At 67.0% G+C, this 15505-nt stretch carries 12 protein-coding genes and 1 tRNA gene; 5 read left to right on the plus strand and 8 right to left on the minus strand.

What is annotated here, in order from left to right:
* Positions 1 to 176: 176 nt before the first annotated feature.
* A complete protein-coding gene (locus tag H6G99_RS12020; protein ID WP_190611702.1) occupies positions 177 to 1529 on the minus strand; it encodes a hypothetical protein in 1353 nt (450 codons plus the stop codon).
* A gap of 382 nt (positions 1530 to 1911) precedes the next feature.
* Here H6G99_RS12020 and H6G99_RS12025 point away from each other — a divergent pair, with 382 nt between their 5' ends.
* A complete protein-coding gene (locus tag H6G99_RS12025; protein WP_190611703.1) occupies positions 1912 to 2325 on the plus strand; it encodes a DUF1651 domain-containing protein in 414 nt (137 codons plus the stop codon).
* 444 nt (positions 2326 to 2769) lie between these two features.
* Here H6G99_RS12025 and H6G99_RS12030 read toward each other — a convergent pair.
* Together H6G99_RS12030 and H6G99_RS12035 are read right to left on the minus strand one after the other, a co-directional pair.
* Positions 2770 to 2843, minus strand: a tRNA-Pro gene (locus H6G99_RS12030).
* A gap of 194 nt (positions 2844 to 3037) precedes the next feature.
* Positions 3038 to 3427, minus strand: a complete 390-nt coding sequence (locus H6G99_RS12035) for a PilZ domain-containing protein (protein ID WP_190611705.1) — start codon at positions 3425 to 3427, stop codon at positions 3038 to 3040.
* An 841-nt stretch (positions 3428 to 4268) separates the two neighbouring features.
* Between H6G99_RS12035 and H6G99_RS12040 the strand changes: the two genes are divergently transcribed.
* Entirely contained in the window at positions 4269 to 4502 is a 234-nt protein-coding gene (locus H6G99_RS12040) for a hypothetical protein (RefSeq protein ID WP_190611707.1), read from the plus strand.
* A 9-nt stretch (positions 4503 to 4511) separates the two neighbouring features.
* Here H6G99_RS12040 and H6G99_RS16620 read toward each other — a convergent pair whose 3' ends face one another.
* The 5 genes from H6G99_RS16620 to H6G99_RS16625 form a co-directional block, all read right to left on the minus strand.
* Complete coding sequence (locus H6G99_RS16620; RefSeq protein ID WP_190611709.1) at positions 4512 to 6908, minus strand: autotransporter family protein; 2397 nt, start codon at positions 6906 to 6908, stop codon at positions 4512 to 4514.
* Positions 6909 to 7135: 227 nt separating this feature from the next.
* Positions 7136 to 7498, minus strand: coding sequence for a dihydroneopterin aldolase (locus H6G99_RS12050; RefSeq protein WP_190611710.1), 363 nt, complete (start codon positions 7496 to 7498; stop codon positions 7136 to 7138).
* The gene (locus H6G99_RS12055) at positions 7495 to 8826 is read right to left on the minus strand and encodes a glutamate-5-semialdehyde dehydrogenase (protein ID WP_286191129.1); all 1332 of its coding nucleotides are present in this window, start codon (positions 8824 to 8826) and stop codon (positions 7495 to 7497) included. The genes H6G99_RS12050 and H6G99_RS12055 overlap by 4 nt, the downstream gene beginning before the upstream one ends.
* Positions 8827 to 8834: 8 nt before the next feature.
* Complete coding sequence (locus H6G99_RS12060; RefSeq protein WP_190611714.1) at positions 8835 to 9749, minus strand: ROK family protein; 915 nt, start codon at positions 9747 to 9749, stop codon at positions 8835 to 8837.
* A 51-nt stretch (positions 9750 to 9800) separates the two neighbouring features.
* A complete protein-coding gene (locus tag H6G99_RS16625; protein ID WP_190611720.1) occupies positions 9801 to 14090 on the minus strand; it encodes a translocation/assembly module TamB domain-containing protein in 4290 nt (1429 codons plus the stop codon).
* A 113-nt stretch (positions 14091 to 14203) separates the two neighbouring features.
* On the opposite strand from H6G99_RS16625, the gene H6G99_RS12070 reads away from it, so the two are divergent.
* From H6G99_RS12070 to H6G99_RS12080, 3 genes are all read left to right on the plus strand, one after another.
* Positions 14204 to 14668 (plus strand): DUF2518 family protein, encoded by a 465-nt coding sequence (locus H6G99_RS12070; protein WP_094585084.1) that lies wholly within the window; start codon positions 14204 to 14206, stop codon positions 14666 to 14668.
* Positions 14669 to 14674: 6 nt separating this feature from the next.
* On the plus strand, positions 14675 to 15076 hold the full coding sequence (locus H6G99_RS12075; RefSeq protein ID WP_094585083.1) for a DUF4332 domain-containing protein: 402 nt from the start codon (positions 14675 to 14677) through the stop codon (positions 15074 to 15076).
* Between the two features lie 63 nt (positions 15077 to 15139).
* On the plus strand, positions 15140 to 15502 hold the full coding sequence (locus H6G99_RS12080; RefSeq protein WP_353615214.1) for a DUF8664 family protein: 363 nt from the start codon (positions 15140 to 15142) through the stop codon (positions 15500 to 15502).
* The last annotated feature ends 3 nt before the right edge of the window (positions 15503 to 15505 follow it).

The raw sequence follows: 15505 nt of genomic DNA on the forward strand, positions 1-15505 counted from the left end.
CTCCCTAGATTTCTCTTTTTTGGGGTAAGATCTTCTGAAATCTTCGGTTACGGTGGGCGGGCAGTTCCTAGGGTTGGGCGAGGCCGTGGTGCCTCTAAGATAAGTTGTCGAGTAAGCGAAAAGCGGCTCTCACTGACTTTAACCTATGATGATGACTCTAAACTTCTATGATGGTATTAAACTTTTATCCATGTAGTGCTTTCTGTAAAGTCCATTGGTAAATCACACTTTCCATCACTACTCGTCAACTCTACTTTTAAGGTGCTTTGACTAACAGCAGTTAGCCTTCCAAACATTTGGGTAACGCATCCATTCTGGTTGTTGCGTCGAGTTACAGTGTACTCAAAAAAGCTGCCATTCCATACCCCTTCAGCAATATGGTCAAATGCAGCATCTAGATGACTGGTGGTAACAAGACGATCGTCTTGTTCAAACCTAACAGCAGTGCTGCCGCCAAATTGCTTATAGAAGCCTGCAATCATTGGCCAATCTCGTTTTTTTAGAATTGGAAGATCAAATTTGGAAGTATCAAACTTTGTGAACTCGCATTCGTCTGGATCACGTGTACAAGCAGAAGCTTGTGTTTGCATGGCATTAATCGCATCTACGACATTGTCGAAATCTGCCTTCAGTTTCCCGCGATCTACTGGGGTACCATCAGTATTTTCAAAATCATCACCATTTTTCAAAATATATTTAATATCATCTCTCAAGGCTAAGAACTCAAATCGTTTCCTTGCTAAGTCCTCTAAGACTTGTTGTCGTTTTTCGATGTCAATAAAGGGAAACTCATCGCTAGGGCTTTTTAAGCCCTTATAGTCTTGCAATAAAACAGAGAACGGGAAAGCCTTATCGCCTGCTACTGAAATGGGAAATTCTCGTGCGGTTTTAATAATGTCGAGAAAGTTTTGGTCGACTGTGCTGATAGCGCCCTGCCTAGATACAAAACATTGCACTTCTAAATGAGATTTAGAGTTAGTCATTGCTGTTTGAATATCGACATCCAAGCTAGCCCCTGCTGGAGACAAAGGAGCCTTAAAAGCCGCACTCACTTTGACACCTACGCTTTCCCTCTCGATCTGATCTGTTCCTGAGATCTGATAGATCGCAAAATACTCACCACCCCTAACAATACCTGAGATAAAGCTATCTCCAAAACGTTCGTGAAAGCGTTTTGGGTTATCAAGAACTAACAACTGGTTCGCGTCTGGAGTAAAAACTGGAGAATCAATGGTTTCAATAGCGTTCTCAACGCTTACTTGGACAACGACATATGTTGAGAAACTTGAAAAGTCACATTTATTAAGGTAATCAGTCTTTGCACTTGCTGAGAAGCCCATATACGAGCCCCCTGCATCAACTGAGACTCCCAGAGTTTTGTGCAAGGCCTCTACGTCAGTTATCTTAGTCAATGAGCTCTTGACATCCTGACCACCTCCACCTTGCACTGACGAAATTGATGGACCCTCAACAGCAGGTGAGGGCCGAACAGCACCACTCAACCGGTCGTAACCAAGGCCAAACTTCATTCCTTTTGTGAACGGAACTAGATGATTTGCCACAAAACCCTCAGCAATCTAATGAAATTGATAGCACCTTGATTAGAGGGCAATGGTTACGATCTGTAGATCTTTACATTTACTGTGTCAGATTGTTGGATCTGATACGTTTCGGGTGGATCGCGGCGATCCCCAAGCATCATGCCTCCCTCTTCCTCCGGGAGCTCCTGCGCAGCCGGGAGCCGGAACGATCGATTCCGCTCACGCTGCGGCGGCAGATCACCCTCACGCAGCGACAGCGCCGACGCAACCTGCACCTCGCGCTCAACTCGCGACCCAGGGCAACGACCACAGCAGCGCCCTCCTTTTGGTGAGTGGAGCGACTCCTGGGCCCGCCAGTGAAGACCAGGACATGCTCGCCGGTGAGGGTGTCAATGCGTTCGAGGGCCATCCGTCGGCATCGAAGTGTTGCGGTAGCGGGTCATGGGAGGCTGAGCGACTGGCTAAAGCCTTCACGAGGGCGGTCAAGGTGAAGGATTCCGTCCAGTCACCCCGGAGTACGCTATCCATTTTAAGCCAGCCGTCACCCCGTGTCCCCGTGACCCCCAAGGAAGGCTGGCTGATCCATGACAGCCAGGTGCTGCGCTTTCGCCCGACCCGCTGGGAGCGCTTGGTCCAACTCCTGGAGATCACCACCGGAGAGCTGATCCCGGGACAGGAGATCCCGCTGCTGAAATCACGCCGGGAGGTGAGCCGGGCTGAGGTCCTGAAGCTCTGGGGTGAGAAGCGCAAGGAGGGATGGGCGCTCAGCAGCCCTCAGTGGTGATCTGGCTCTCTTGAAGTTGAGGCCCCAACACCTCTTTCGGCTTGCTGTACTGACAACCACGGCTGGCAGATCTATCAATGAATCAGAGGCCACGACCAGGGCAGCGCGAGCCAAGACCCTGCAACCGGCCAAAGGGCGCTCGATACGGGGCGCCCTTTTCATTGAATACGGGTTCGACCCCTGAGAAGGGACCGGACGTGCCGCTGGTGATGGCAGCGCTGCTGGAGGTCTTGGAACGCTGCAGCTCCAATGGGGTGATCTGATCAACTACCACAATTCGACGCGACTACACACCTCCTTCTGAAGCATCTTCCACTGCTCAACTGCTTGATTCAGATGGGGATGCTGCGTAGCCCATCAGGGACTGGGCGTTGCTCCAGCCTGACAAGGCTTCTCTCCAACCTCTGTCCAACCGTGGGTTGAAGCCAATCCCTGGAAAGTCAATCGGGGCGACAGGATTCGAACCTGCGACCTAGTGCTCCCAAAGCACCCGCGCTACCAAGCTGCGCCACGCCCCGCCAACAACACCCTAGTCCATGAAGTGACGACCTCCCCTCCAGTGACAGGCAGTCAGGCCCTGAGAAGGACCTTGGAGCGGCCCTGGTGGAGAGGACTGAACGGCAGCCAGATGCGGTCGAGGTGGCAGGTGTACGTCAATGGTCCCCGATCCCACAGGCTCTTTGACGGATCCGCTTCGCCGCGCTGTTGCGCTTCAGGCGTCCATGGATCGGGGCGCCATCAGAGCTCTGTCAAAGTATTGATCCAGGATGGTTCCAGGCAGCAGTGGGCCCTCGGTGAAGGCAAGACCGACAAGAGTCTTGTGATTCCAGATGTTCATCCATTGAACACAGGCAGACAAATAGACATTTCGGAACAGTCCGTAATCGCTGATATTCAGGAAGACCTGATCACTGGGCTTGACCTCAAGCAGTCCGCGACGAACGATGCAGGCTCCGGCCCTGCTGATGTCAGCCAGCGTCACGAAGCCCGTGCCTCCTGAGGACAGGTGGATGCTGGCGGGAACGCCCGACGGCAGAACCTGGCGAAGCGAACTGCGTCGATCCTTGTGCCGCTGCTGAAATTCGGAAACCTTCGGCGACATGGATCCTCTGTCAGCCATGTGACGTCAAGCCTAACTGGCAGCCCCTGCACCGTCAACGGCATGGTGTAAGCATAAATACACCATTGAGGGTCGAATAAATCCCGGCCAAGAAATGGTTAAGCCTCTGCATGGGAATCGCGGCAAAGAAGGAGCGTTCGGCATCGTGATTGGCCGCCGCTTTCCCGAAAAGAACCAAGCCCAGTCAGAAAAGGATGGAGAATGATGTCATGACCCTGACGTATCCGGAGTCCGACTTATGCAAAACACAGCAGAAAGGCATTCATGGCAAGCATTCTGCATCGAAGTCGGATCCCTGAGTCCTGGCCCCAGCTCCGAAAGTGTTCACCCCAGCAGCTTGCGACCAGTGCACTCACTCTGCTGATTCCAGGCCTGTTGAGCATGGGCCTGGTGCAACCAGCCACAGCGCAGGAGGGAAGAAGGGCGGTGAAGGTGGCTGCTGCCCAGTGACACGAAGGTTCCTCCCAACTGGGCCGCAGCCAGCCCCGCAGCAATGAACTGATGGTGCTGCCTGCGCTTTCGGGGCTGCCATCAGGTCTTGGGGCCGAAGCGATCAGGGCCCGGGCGGAGCGGCGCGGCACCATCCTTGGCCGCTACCGCGCCACCCAGCTCAGCGACTCGGTGATGGCCTGGGCCAGCCCCGGGGACGCCCCCCCTTGTGGTTCCCACACCGCTGGGCAGCATCGGGCTGGTCACGGTGGGGGATCTCGCCGTGCCGGAGCTGGTGGGCCCCACCAGACCCTGCGCACTGACCTGCTGGCCGCTCCAGCGGGTGAGCCTTCAGCGCTCAAGGGGGAGATCGACCCACGCCTGTACGCGGTGAGTGATCCGCCGACGGGCCGAGCCGGTGGTGTTCACCCTCAAGCTCACGGCGGCCGCGGGAGCTGATGCGGTGCGCCACCGCACGGTGATGCCGGCGACTGGCACCTGGATCAACCAACGGCTGCTGATCATTGGTCAGCGCAACGACCTCTACCGCCCTTTGGTCCTGGATGCTCAGAACAGCTGCTTCCAGACGTGGAAGCAAGCCGGCCACGGGATCGTGAGCTGCCCCTGACGACAAGGGCTAGAACCTCACCTTCACGCCACCTCCGTAGGTGAACTGGGAGCCATTGGAGAAGGCTTCGTAGCCGAGGTTGGCATACAGCGACGTTGTGCTGGAAACCTTGAGGTCAACACCTCCTTCAACAGCCAAGGTGTTGACGCCACGATTCTCCCCCTGGGTCTGGAAGCTTCCCGCGGCTGGCGCCGAATTGAGCGACGAGGTCACCGAACGCACCCCGGAATCATTGGCAAGAGCATCCACTTGGTAGGCAACGGCCAACCTCGGGGTGATGGACACGGTGTTGGCTTTGTTGAGGGGGATTGGACTGGAGGCCAGTTCAAAGCCAAGGGTGCCCACAAGACTGTTGGCCGCCTTGCCTTGAACAGTGAGATTCAGCGCCCCGGCGCCAGTTTCGGTGAAGGCACTTTGCTGATAACCTCCCCAGGCCACACCGACAAAGGGCTTGAGAAAGGCCTGGGTGCTGGCTGTCGGTTTGGAGAGATGAACGAGATAGTCGGCATTCAGGGCCACCGTATAGCCGCTTCCAGAGGGAGAGGCTTGTGCGGGGGAGCTGCCGCCGACGAAAACGACATTGCGACTGCCGGTGGAGTTGAAGTTGGAATACCCCACCAGGCCACGGACGCTCCACTGGCTTGAGGGCTTGTACACGCCATACAGCGAGGCGCTGTTGACCTTGGAGGTGACGCTGGCGCTGGTCAGGGACAGGTTGTTGAGGGAAGCCGTCCCGTAGCCGTAGGCCGCCCCGACGGTCCACTGAGCCGAAGGCTGGTACTCGATGCCATAGAAACTGGAGAAGATCCCGGAGTCATAGGACGAGAGACCCGCTGATCCGGTGATGCTGCTGGAGGCATTGGCAGCGCCAGCAAAGACGCAGAGGGGTTTGTGGGTCTTGGCACCCTGCTTGCCCTTGGCAGGATTGATCACCCAACCGGTGGAGGCACACGCTCCCGCCTGATTGAGCAGAAGTTCCCTCTGACGTTTGAGTGTTTCTAGGCCAACGCTTTGAAAAGCGGCGTAGGGCTCGGGGGAGAGCGAATCGATCGCGGCGGTGAGCTGGCCAGCGGAGGGAAGCGCCAGCAACTGCGATGTGGCCAGGAGGAGGTCCGGGGAGATGCCAGCCGCCAACGCCTGGCCGGTGGTGAAGCCCGTGAAGCCGATCGGGAAGCCCACGGCGTTGGCATTGTTCGCACCCGCAAAGGCCAGCGACTGGAACACGCGGTCAAACACACCGGCGGTGGCCACCTGGTTCACGCCACCCCGGCCGAGGAACTGCATCGCCGAGGTGGTCGGGCCGAAGCCATTCGTCGGCCGCCACTGGACATCAAAGGTCCTGGGGTTGCCGTCGGCCTCCTGGACCAGAACGCTGCCGGTACGCAGCAGGGCGCTGCTGATCCCCGTCTGATTCAAGATCAAACTGTTGGGGGCGGCGAAGCTGGTGCTGTTGGGGGCATCGACGATCACGTAGGAGAAACCGGGCCAGGGTCCGCCGCCGCCAAAGGCCGAAAGATCCGCGACCCCTGTGAAACTGCTGACGTTCCCAGAGACGTTGATCCTGTCGTTCTGCGGCCCTTGGATGTCCGCTTGGATGGTGCCGCCGTTGAGATTCAGACCGGCAGCCGACAGGGTTCCGATCGAATTGCCAGGCGCGATGATGCCGCCGGGAAGGATGGTGGTCGTGGGCAGGGAACCCGTCCCCCCCACCACACCGCCGGACTGGACCATCAGGCCGGAGGAGGCGGCGATGGAACCGAAGACGCGAAGGTTGGCGCCGCCGGAGACCGTGGTCGGCCCGGTGTAGGTGCTGACGCCGGAGAGGCTCAGGGAGCCGCCGCTGCCGCTGTTGATGAAGCTGATCGTCCCACCGGCGCCGGAGAAGACACCTGGGAGCGTCGCGGTGTTTCCGGCCAGATCGATGGCATTGGTGTCCTGGGTGCCGAGGGTCCAGTTCTGCGTGAACGTCCCGGGGATGTCCATCGTCAGCGTCCCCCCCGCGAAGGTGGTGGGGACTGCCGCGTCACTGATCAGAAAGGTGCCTCCGGGCACGATGGCCGCCGGCGGCGCCGGCGGCACCGGCGGCACCGGCAGTGGCGCAAAGGCCGTGGGGACGGTGACGTTGAGCAGATTGACGCCCGCCCCACCGCCGAAGAGCTGGGGGAAGAAGGTGGCGCCGGCGGGGTCTGATCCGAAAAAGAGGATGAAGGGGACGCCGCCGATCACGGCGTCATAGCGGGCATTGGCGAAGCTGACCCCTGCGGCACTGCTGCTGAAGGTGCCGAAGGTGAAGGTGAACGGCTGATTGTCCGCCGCACCCCCCGGAGAGGACAGCACCACGGGGGTGGCAACGGCGCCACTGACATTGGTGCCAGGCGTGAGGTTCAGCAGGGTCCCGGAGACCACCCCTTGGAAGGGAATGGAGCCCGGCTGCGCCGTGAAGCTCCAGAGCCAGTCGAGGGCGTGGGCCGGGGCCGGGGCCAGCAGGGCACCCGAGGCCACGACCCCGAGGGTTGCCCTCCATGGAGAACTGCGCCTCGGAAAAGTCCCTGCCGGACGAGGCGCACCCTTGAGAGCCATGCGTTTTTTCCGGGAAGGTAACGCCCTAGGGACGGGCTCGCCATTGCCGCCCCTCACCCCCAGCGCCGCTTGCGGCTCACCGCCACGCTGCCATCGAAGCCGGGAACCGGCACCTGGCACTTGCTGACCTCCACCGCCAGGGGGATCGGCCCGTAGCAGGCCTCCAGGGCGTCGAGAATCTGCTCGCTGTAGTGCTCCAGGGTGAGGCAGCAGACGGTGCGCGCCTGCTGCTGCAGCGCTGCGATGCCGCGGCCGTAGTCGTAGCCCTGGCTTAGGTCGTCGCTGCGGGCCGTGGCGGCCAGATCCGCCCCCAGGGAGAAGGCCAGCTCGAACCACTGGCCGTGGCGCCGCTCCTGCTCGTAGACCCCCACATGGGCCCACACCCGCAGGCCCCGCACGTGGATCGCCTCGGTCACAGGGGCAGGGGGCGGTGGCTGAAGCTCCGCGTGCCGTCGGCGTAGTCGGCGGCGATGTGGCCCTCGCCCCGCAGCCGGTAGCGGTAGGTGACCAGCCCCTCGAGCCCCACCGGGCCCCGCGGCGGCAGGGTCTGGGTGCTGATGCCCACCTCGGCGCCGAAGCCGTAGCGGTTGCCGTCGGCGAAGCGGGTGGAGCAGTTGAGGAACACCCCGGCGCTGTCCACTGCCCGCAGGAACCGCTCGGCCGCCACCGGGTCGGTGCTGGCGATGGCATCGGTGTGGCGGGAGCCGTGACGGCGGATGTGCTCCAGGGCCGCCTCCAGGTCCTCCACCACCTTCACATTCAGGATCAGATCCGAATACTCGGTGTCCCAGGCGCCGGGCCCGGCGGCCTGATCCACCCCCAGAGCGCAGGCGCGGGGATCGCCGCGCAGCTCCACCCCCGCCGCGGCGAAGGCCGGCAGCGCCGCCTCCAGGAAGGCGGGGGCGATGGTCTGGTGCACCAGCAGGGTCTCGATGGCGTTGCAGGCCGCCGGGTACTGGGTCTTGCTGTCGAGGGCGATGCGCAGGGCCAGGGCCGGGTCGGCGGCCCGATCCACAAACAGATGGCAGATGCCGTCGGCGTGGCCGAGCACGGGGATGCGGGTGTTGTCCTGAATGAAACGCACCAGGGCGTTGGAGCCCCGAGGAATGATCAGGTCCACCAGGCCATCGAGCCGCAGCAGCCCCAGGCTCTCCTCGCGGCTGGTGAGCAGCTCCAGGCAGCCGGGGTCGACGGCACTGCCGGCCAGGCCCCGCTGCAGGGCCGCCACGATCGCCTGGCAGCTGCGGCTGGCCTCCCGGCCCCCCTTGAGCAGGGCGCCGTTGCCGGAGCGGATCGCCAGCGAGGCGATCTGCATCACCGCATCGGGCCGGGCCTCGAAGATCACCCCCAGCACCCCCAGGGGCACGCTCAGCCGCTCCAGCACCAGCCCGTCATCGAGTTCGGTGTGCAGCTGGCGCCGACCTACGGGATCGGCCAGGGCCGCCACCTGGCGCACCCCGGCGATGGCCCCTCCCAGCTTGGGGGCATCCAGCTTGAGGCGGGCCACCAGGGCCGGAGCCAGCCCCTCGGCCTCCGCGGCGGCCAGGTCGGCCCGGTTGGCCTCCAGGATCTCGGCGCTGGCGGCCTCGAGGGCGTCGGCCATCGCCGCCACCGCGCCGGTGCGTTCAGCGTCGCTGGCCTGGCCCAGGGCCATGGCGGCCCGGCGCACCGCCGCGGCCCGCTGCAGCAGCTGGGGGTCGGGCTCCGGCACGACGCTGGCAGGAGAAGTGATGGTCTGGCTCATGGCCCCCATCATCCCAAGCGGTCCAGGGCCAGCCGCACCGCCCCCAGCCGACCGGCACCGTTGCCCAGCTCACAGCGGCGGATCGCCAGCCCCTCCCGGCTCACCGCCAGCACCCGCTCCTCCACCTCCCGCCAGACCGCCGGCAGGAAGTGGTGGCTGGCGGCACTGAGGCCACCGCCGATCAACACCAGCTCCGGGGTGAGCACGTAGAGCAGGGAGCTGAGCCCCACCCCAAGCAGCCGCCCGTAGGCCTCCCACACCGCCAGGGCTTCGGTGTCACCGGCGTCGGCGCGGCGGCAGAGCTCGCGCGGATCGAGCGGGCTGAGGCGGGCCAGGCCGCCAAGGCTGCAGAACTGCTCCAGGGAGCCCCGGTTGCCGCTGCGGCAGGGGGGCCCCTCAGGATCCACGCCGATCAGCCCAGGCTCAGCAGCCGCGCCGCCGTGGCCGGTGAACAGGCGGCCCTCCAGCATCACCGCCCCGCCCACGCCGGTGCCCAGGGTGAGCAGCAGCACGTCGCCCACACCCCGGGCCGCCCCCAGCCAGGCCTCACCCAGCAGGGCGCCGTTGGCATCGTTGCCCATGACCACCCGCCGCTCCAGCCGGGCTTCGAGCCAGGCCGCCAGGGGCACATCCCGCCACCCCGGCAGGTTGATGGAGATCCGCGCCACCCGACCCGCCGCGTCGCAGGGCCCCGGCAGGCCGATGCCCACCCGGTCGGCGAGGCGGTCGGGGTCGATGGCTTCGACCGCCTCGGCCAGGGCCATGAACACCGCCCCCGGCACCGCCGGCTGGGGCGTGGGCACCTCGGTCTCGGCGAGCACGGTGCCCTGCTGGTCGCAGCGGGCCAGCTTGATGGCCGTGCCGCCCAGATCGATGCCGATCAGCTGGGCCTCACCGGGAGGTCGTTCGCGGGACGACGCCATCGGCGCACCCTACCCAGCGGGGGGGCGCCAGCAGCGTAGGGGCGCCGTCCTTCAGAAGCGCAGGAACACCTGCAGCAGCGACTGCCAGGCCCCCTCGGTGTCGACGGAGGTCTGCAGGTTGAAGGTGTCAGAGGCCTTGTAGGTGAGGGTCACCTGGGGGGGCACATCGGAGCGGTTCGGGGCGGCCAGCACCGACATGCTGAAGCGGTTGGTGATGTCCACACCCACCTCGGCGCCGAGCACCAGCTGGGGCGGCACCCGCCGCCGGGGGGCGCCTTCCTGCTGGGTGTCGATCGCCTGGTTCACGTAGGTGGGATAGAGGGCCAGGCTCACCCGCTGGCCGAAGGCATCGCTCAGCGACGACAGCAGCGGCGAGAGAAGGGTCTGGCCCACCACCGTGGCCAGGGCGGCTCCTGCCCCGCCGCCGCTCAGGCCCGCCAGGGAGTTGCCGCCGATCAGGGCCACCAGCCGCTCCTGGGGCAGGGGCGGACTGCTGCGCAGCTTGAGGTTCTCGGCGATGCGGTCGGCGGGACCGCTCACCGACACCACCACCAGAATCAGGTTGAGCTGGTTCAGGGCCGAGAGGCCGGCCTGGTTGGGGGCGTTCTGCACCGAGGGACCCAGGTCGCCCACCCCGGACGGGGAGAGCACGCTGAGGCTGTCGGAGATGCGGGTGCGCAGGGCGATGTCGAGGTAGGGCACCAGCCCCAGGGAAGGGGTGAAGACCGCCACGTTGGGGGCGTCGGGGTCGAGGCTGAAGCTGGTGGTGAACAGGTTCAGCCGTCCCCCCAGCAGCCGCACCACCCCGGAGGCCCGCAGGGAGGGATCCAGCCGCCCGGCGATGCGCAGCTGGCCGGCCGTGGTGAAGTTGGCGATGTTGGGGATCACCACCCGCAGATCCGGCCCCAGCCGCAGGATCATGTCCTCGAAGGCCAGGTAGGGGAAGCGGGGCACCGAGGAGCGCAGGGCTTCGGCGGTGGTGGACTCCACATCGGGGCCCAGCAGCACCAGGGGCTGCTGGAAGTTCCACTTCGACTCCAGCAGCTCGGGCATGGTGCGCGGCTGGACCGGCTGGTCGGACACCGGCGCGCTGGCCGCCAGCTGGCCCGGCTGGACGTTGATGGTGCCGCGGCTGATCGCCACGTCGCCGCCGAGCACGGGGGCCAGCAGGCTGCCGCTGAGATGCAGCTGGCCGTCCCCCACCGCCGCCAGGCGCGGCACCTTGAAGGGCACCTGCTCCAGCTTCATCACCAGGGTCCGGTCCTGGGCGAGGGGCCGGAACAGCCCCAGACGGCCCTCGCCGCCCACCAGCCCCTGGGGCCCCACCCGGGCCCGGAACTCCTGCACCACCAGCTGCTCGAAGTCGAACAGGATCGTGGCGTCCACCTCCCGCACCTCCTGGCCGATGAAGCGGCAGCGCAGCTCCCGCAGCCGCAGGAAGCCGTTGGCGATCGGGTCGTCGAGGCTGCCGCGCACCAGCAGCTGCAGGTCGGCGCCGCCCTCCTGCCACTCGAAGGCCTGACCCCCCAGGCGGGTGAGGAAGCGCAGGCCATCGCCCCGGGTGGCCAGGCGCAGCTCCAGCCCCTGCTGGGAGGCCACCAGCGGGATGGTGCCTGCCAGGTCGACGCTGCGGGAAGCCCCCTCGGCCCGCAGGGCCAGATCCAGGCCGATCCCTTCGTCCTTCAGCTCCACCCTCCCCCGCTCCAGCTCCAGCGCCTGCTCCCCGAGGCGCCCCTCCACCAGGGCCAGGTCGAGGCTGAGCTCGGGGCGAGCCCCCCCCAGCCGGTAACGCCCCTTGGCGGCCAGGCTGCCGCGCAGGTTGTCCGGCAGCGGGGTGAGCAGGGCCAGCAGGGAGAGGGGCAGGTCGGCGAGGCTGAAGCGGCCGCTGCCGCCGCTGAGGGGCCCCTCCAGCCGCACCTCGAACGGCCGGCCGGCGAGGGCCTCGGCCCGGTCCCCCTGGTTGAACCAGAGGTGGCCGGTGGCCTTGAGGTCGGCCCGGGTGCGGGCGAAGTCCGGGCCGCTGAGCAGCAGATCGGCATCGATCCGGGCCTGCAACCGGTCCAGCCGTTCCGCCCGGCTGGCCCGGCTGGCCGCCTGCTCCCGGGCGGCGACGCGCTCCTCGGCCCGGGCCAGGGCCACCAGCTGGTCGGTGACCGTGCCGGCCATGGTGTCGATCACCAGGCTGCCCAGGTCACTGGCCCGTCCGCGGGCCGGGGCCGGCGCCCCGCGCCAGATGGGCCAGGCGTCGGTCAACTGGCGGAACAGCAGGGTGGAGAGCTGGCGCGCTTCGAAGCGGGCCCGGAAGGGGCCCCGCCAACGTCCCGACACCGTGGCGGCGATCGTGCCCTCGCCCAGGGGCTCGATCACGCCCTTGACCTGGTAGCGGCGGTCGTCGTACTGGACGTCGGCCTGGATGCGCCGGCCCCCCACCCCCAGGAACTCGGGCGAGAGCAGCTCCACCCGGCCGTCGAAACCCAGCGGCTGCAACCCCAGCCGGCCGCTGCCACTGAGGTCCCCCTGCAGGGAACGCAGGCGACGCTGGGGGCCGGTGGCCACCGCCAGACCCCGCAGGGGGAAGGCCCGGGCCAGCCAGCGGTAGTCCGCCGGCCGGCCCTCGAGGGTCAGCACACCGCCGTCCCGTTCGATGGCGGCCCGCACCGGCTGCCAGCGGCGGTCGAGCAGGGCCATGAGGCGTCCGTTCGGCGTCGGCGCCACCGTGGTCAGATCCAGGGACCGGTCCCGCAGGCGGCCGCGCCAGGTTTCCCGCAGCAGCAGGGGGCCGGCGCCGGGTTGCTGCAGACGCAGCTGCAGGTCGGGGCGCAGCTCCGCCAGGGGCCCGGCGATCGTCCCCTCCGCATCCAGCTGGCCCTGGAGGGTGGTGCCCAGCAGGGGGTCGAGGCGGGCCAGGGGGTAGTTGCGCACATCCACCCGGGCCAGCAGCGGACCGGCCACCAGTCCCTTGCCCGGCTGGAAGGACAGGGGCAGCTGGGCCGTGGCCGCGAGGCGGTCGGCCCGAAAGCGCTCCAGCCGCAGCAGCCGGTCGCTCCACACCAGCGCCGCCTGCCAGGGGCCCAGGAGCCGCTGGGAGGCCTGGCCCGTCTCCAGCCGCAGGCGCGGCGTCGCCAGCGGGCCGTCCACCCGCAGGCGACCGGCCAGGGGCTGGCGCGCCCATACCGGCAGGCGGGAGGCGGCGGCAACGTCGTCGGGATCGAGGAGCCAGCGGGCCTCCAGGGCCAGGGAGCGGCCGACGCTGCCGCTGGCCCGCGCGCTGGAGCTCCCCAGCCGGCCATCGAGCCGGGTGAGGCGCAGCAGACCCTGTCCCCAGCTCCCCTGCAGATCGGCCTTGATGGGCTGGCGACCGAGCGGATGGCGGGGCGGCGGCTGGGCTTCCAGCTGCACGGCCAGGCGGCGATCGGCGTCTGCCCTGGCCGTCAGGCGGCCGCCCCAGGAGCCGAACCGCCAGGCGCTGGCGGGCAGGATCAGGGCCCGGTCACGGCAGCTCAGGGGCAGCCGCTGGGCCGTCAGGGGCGTGGCGCCGGTCCCCAGCCGCCAGCGCACGTCCCGCAGCTCCAGGCCCCCCTCGCAGCGGGCCAGGCCCCTCTGGATCCGCAGCCCCACCCGTCCATCGGCCTCCCCGGCGAGGCTGCCCCCGGCCCGATCCCCCGCCGGCAGCAGCGGCCGCAGCAGGGCCAGCGGCAGGCGGCGGGCCGTCAGCCGGCCCTGCCACGTCTGCTTCTGCCACTGGCCCTCACCGTCCAGCCGCAGCGAGCCGCCGCCCTGGCCGGCGGGGGGCGCCAGGCGCAGTCCCAGATCGATTTCGCGGCGGTGCAGGCGCACGGCCACCTGGCCGGACAGCTTCAGGTCGAGGGGCAGGGCCGTCGCTCCGGCGCCCCGGACCCGCAGGTCGGCGGGCTGGAGCAGGCCCAGGCGCAGGTCGATCCGCGGCGGCTCACGCCCCGGGGGGACGGAGCCCAGCACCCAGAACTGGCCGGTGGCGTTGCGGCGCAGCTCGGCCCGGGCCCGTTCCAGCCCCACATCCAGCACCAGGCCGCGCAGCCCCAGGCTGGCCAGCGGGTCGAGACGCACCCGCACGCCCTCCACCCTGACGGTGGAGGCGTCCCGGGGACCGGGCAGGAAGCGGCTGGGACCGACCCAGAGACCGTCGGCCTTCAGGCCCCGGTAGGGACCAAGGACCATGGGACGGCCCATGGCCGTGCCGATCTGACGCTCCAGGGTGGGCCGGAAGCGGCCGTAGAGGCCGGCGACCATGCGATCGAACCAGAAGACCCCGACCCCCAGGCCCGCCCCCAGGAAACCGACGGCGAGAAGCCCCTTCCACACACGCCGGCGGGCAGGCCAGGGCCGACTGTCAGGCTTCCATCGCATCCACCGGGGTCGGTCGCCGTCCATGGGCGGCCGCAATATAGGGGGCTTGTCACGCCTTCCCCAGCCCCATGGCCGCTGATCCGATCCTGCTCGTGGCCGGTACCTGGCTGGGTGCCGCCAGCGGGGTGCTGGCGGTGCTCACCATCGCCGGATTCCTCGCCCGCTGGGGCATCCGCTTCCGCCTGGTGGGGATCACCAGCTTCACGGCCCTGCTGGCGCTCTCCTGCCTCGCCTTCTCGATCAGCTACAACCCGCGGGTGAGCGTGCCGGGGGCGATCCAGGTGCCGGTCGTGTTCGACAACGGCACCGATCTGGTCATCGCCGCCGCACCGACGAGCCTTGAGGCCGAGGCGGTGGCCCCCACCCTCGACCAGGTGGCCCGCAACCTGCGCGGCGGCGGCCGTGGCAGCGGTGGCGAGGTGCGGGTGCGGCTGCGCCGGGTCGAAGCCGTCGAGCCCGGGCTGGCACGGCCCGTGGTGCTGGCCGAAACCACCCGGGATCTGGCGGCCCGCAGCCCCGGCGACGCCGCCTGAACCCCGGTGGCCCACCCCTTCCGGCCAGCGGCCCACCTGAAACGGGAGCAGCAGCGCCTGCGCCGGGAGGGCATCGCGAGCTGGGAGGAGGTGGCCGGCCTGGATGACGCCCGCCTGCGTGACCTGGCCGCTTCGGGCGAGGCCAGCGAGGCCCGCCTGATCCGCCTGCGCGGCCAGGCCCGGCTGGTGAGCGCGGTGGGCCTCGCCCCGGAGGAGGCGGCCCTGCTGCTCCATGGGGGCATCGCCAGCCCCGCCGGGCTCGCCGCCGCCGATCCGCAGCAATTGCTGCTGCAGCTGGGCCGCCTGCAGCGGCGTCTCACCGGCTCGGCCGTCCCCCCGGTCGACCTGCCGCTCGTCCTGTCCTGGATCCGCCGGGCCCGGGCGGCCTCCGGTCGCTCCCCGAACTGACCCTCCGCTCCTGCGCTGCCCCGGCGGGGGTGACTGGAATAGGGGAAACGGACGGAGGCAGTGATGCCCCGAACAACCCGACTTTCTCCCCCCAGAGCCACGAACCACCCCCTTCGCGACGACCGCCGCCACCCCCTGAGCACCCGACTGCGCCCCTTCCTCACCGCCCTCGTCTGCGCCGCCTGCCTGGGCGCCGTGGCGGTGCCCACCGCACGGGCCCAGTCCGCGCTGCTGGAATCGGTGAAGCAGAACCCGGCCCTGGCCCAGAGCCTCTGCCAGCAGTTCCAGCAGCTGAACGCCCAGGGCGTCTCGGCCACCTCCAAGGCGTCGATCGCCAGCCTGGCCAGCAGCCGCGGCCTGAGCCCCATGGATGCGGAGGTGCTGGCCACCTACGTGATCGGCCTGCACTGCTCCACGGTGTTCTGATCC

The organism is Synechococcus sp. FACHB-909, from assembly GCF_014698945.1.
Lineage (GTDB): Bacteria > Cyanobacteriota > Cyanobacteriia > PCC-6307 > Cyanobiaceae > Cyanobium.

Coding starts and splice junctions, on each gene's coding strand:
- H6G99_RS12020 (WP_190611702.1), bottom strand. CDS start 1,529: ATGAAGTTTGGCCTTGGTTACGACCGGTTGAGTGGTGCTGTTCGGCCC.
- H6G99_RS12025 (WP_190611703.1), top strand. CDS start 1,912: ATGCTCGCCGGTGAGGGTGTCAATGCGTTCGAGGGCCATCCGTCGGCA.
- H6G99_RS12035 (WP_190611705.1), bottom strand. CDS start 3,427: ATGTCGCCGAAGGTTTCCGAATTTCAGCAGCGGCACAAGGATCGACGC.
- H6G99_RS12055 (WP_286191129.1), bottom strand. CDS start 8,826: ATGAGCCAGACCATCACTTCTCCTGCCAGCGTCGTGCCGGAGCCCGAC.
- H6G99_RS12060 (WP_190611714.1), bottom strand. CDS start 9,749: ATGGCGTCGTCCCGCGAACGACCTCCCGGTGAGGCCCAGCTGATCGGC.
- H6G99_RS12070 (WP_094585084.1), top strand. CDS start 14,204: ATGGCCGCTGATCCGATCCTGCTCGTGGCCGGTACCTGGCTGGGTGCC.
- H6G99_RS12080 (WP_353615214.1), top strand. CDS start 15,140: ATGCCCCGAACAACCCGACTTTCTCCCCCCAGAGCCACGAACCACCCC.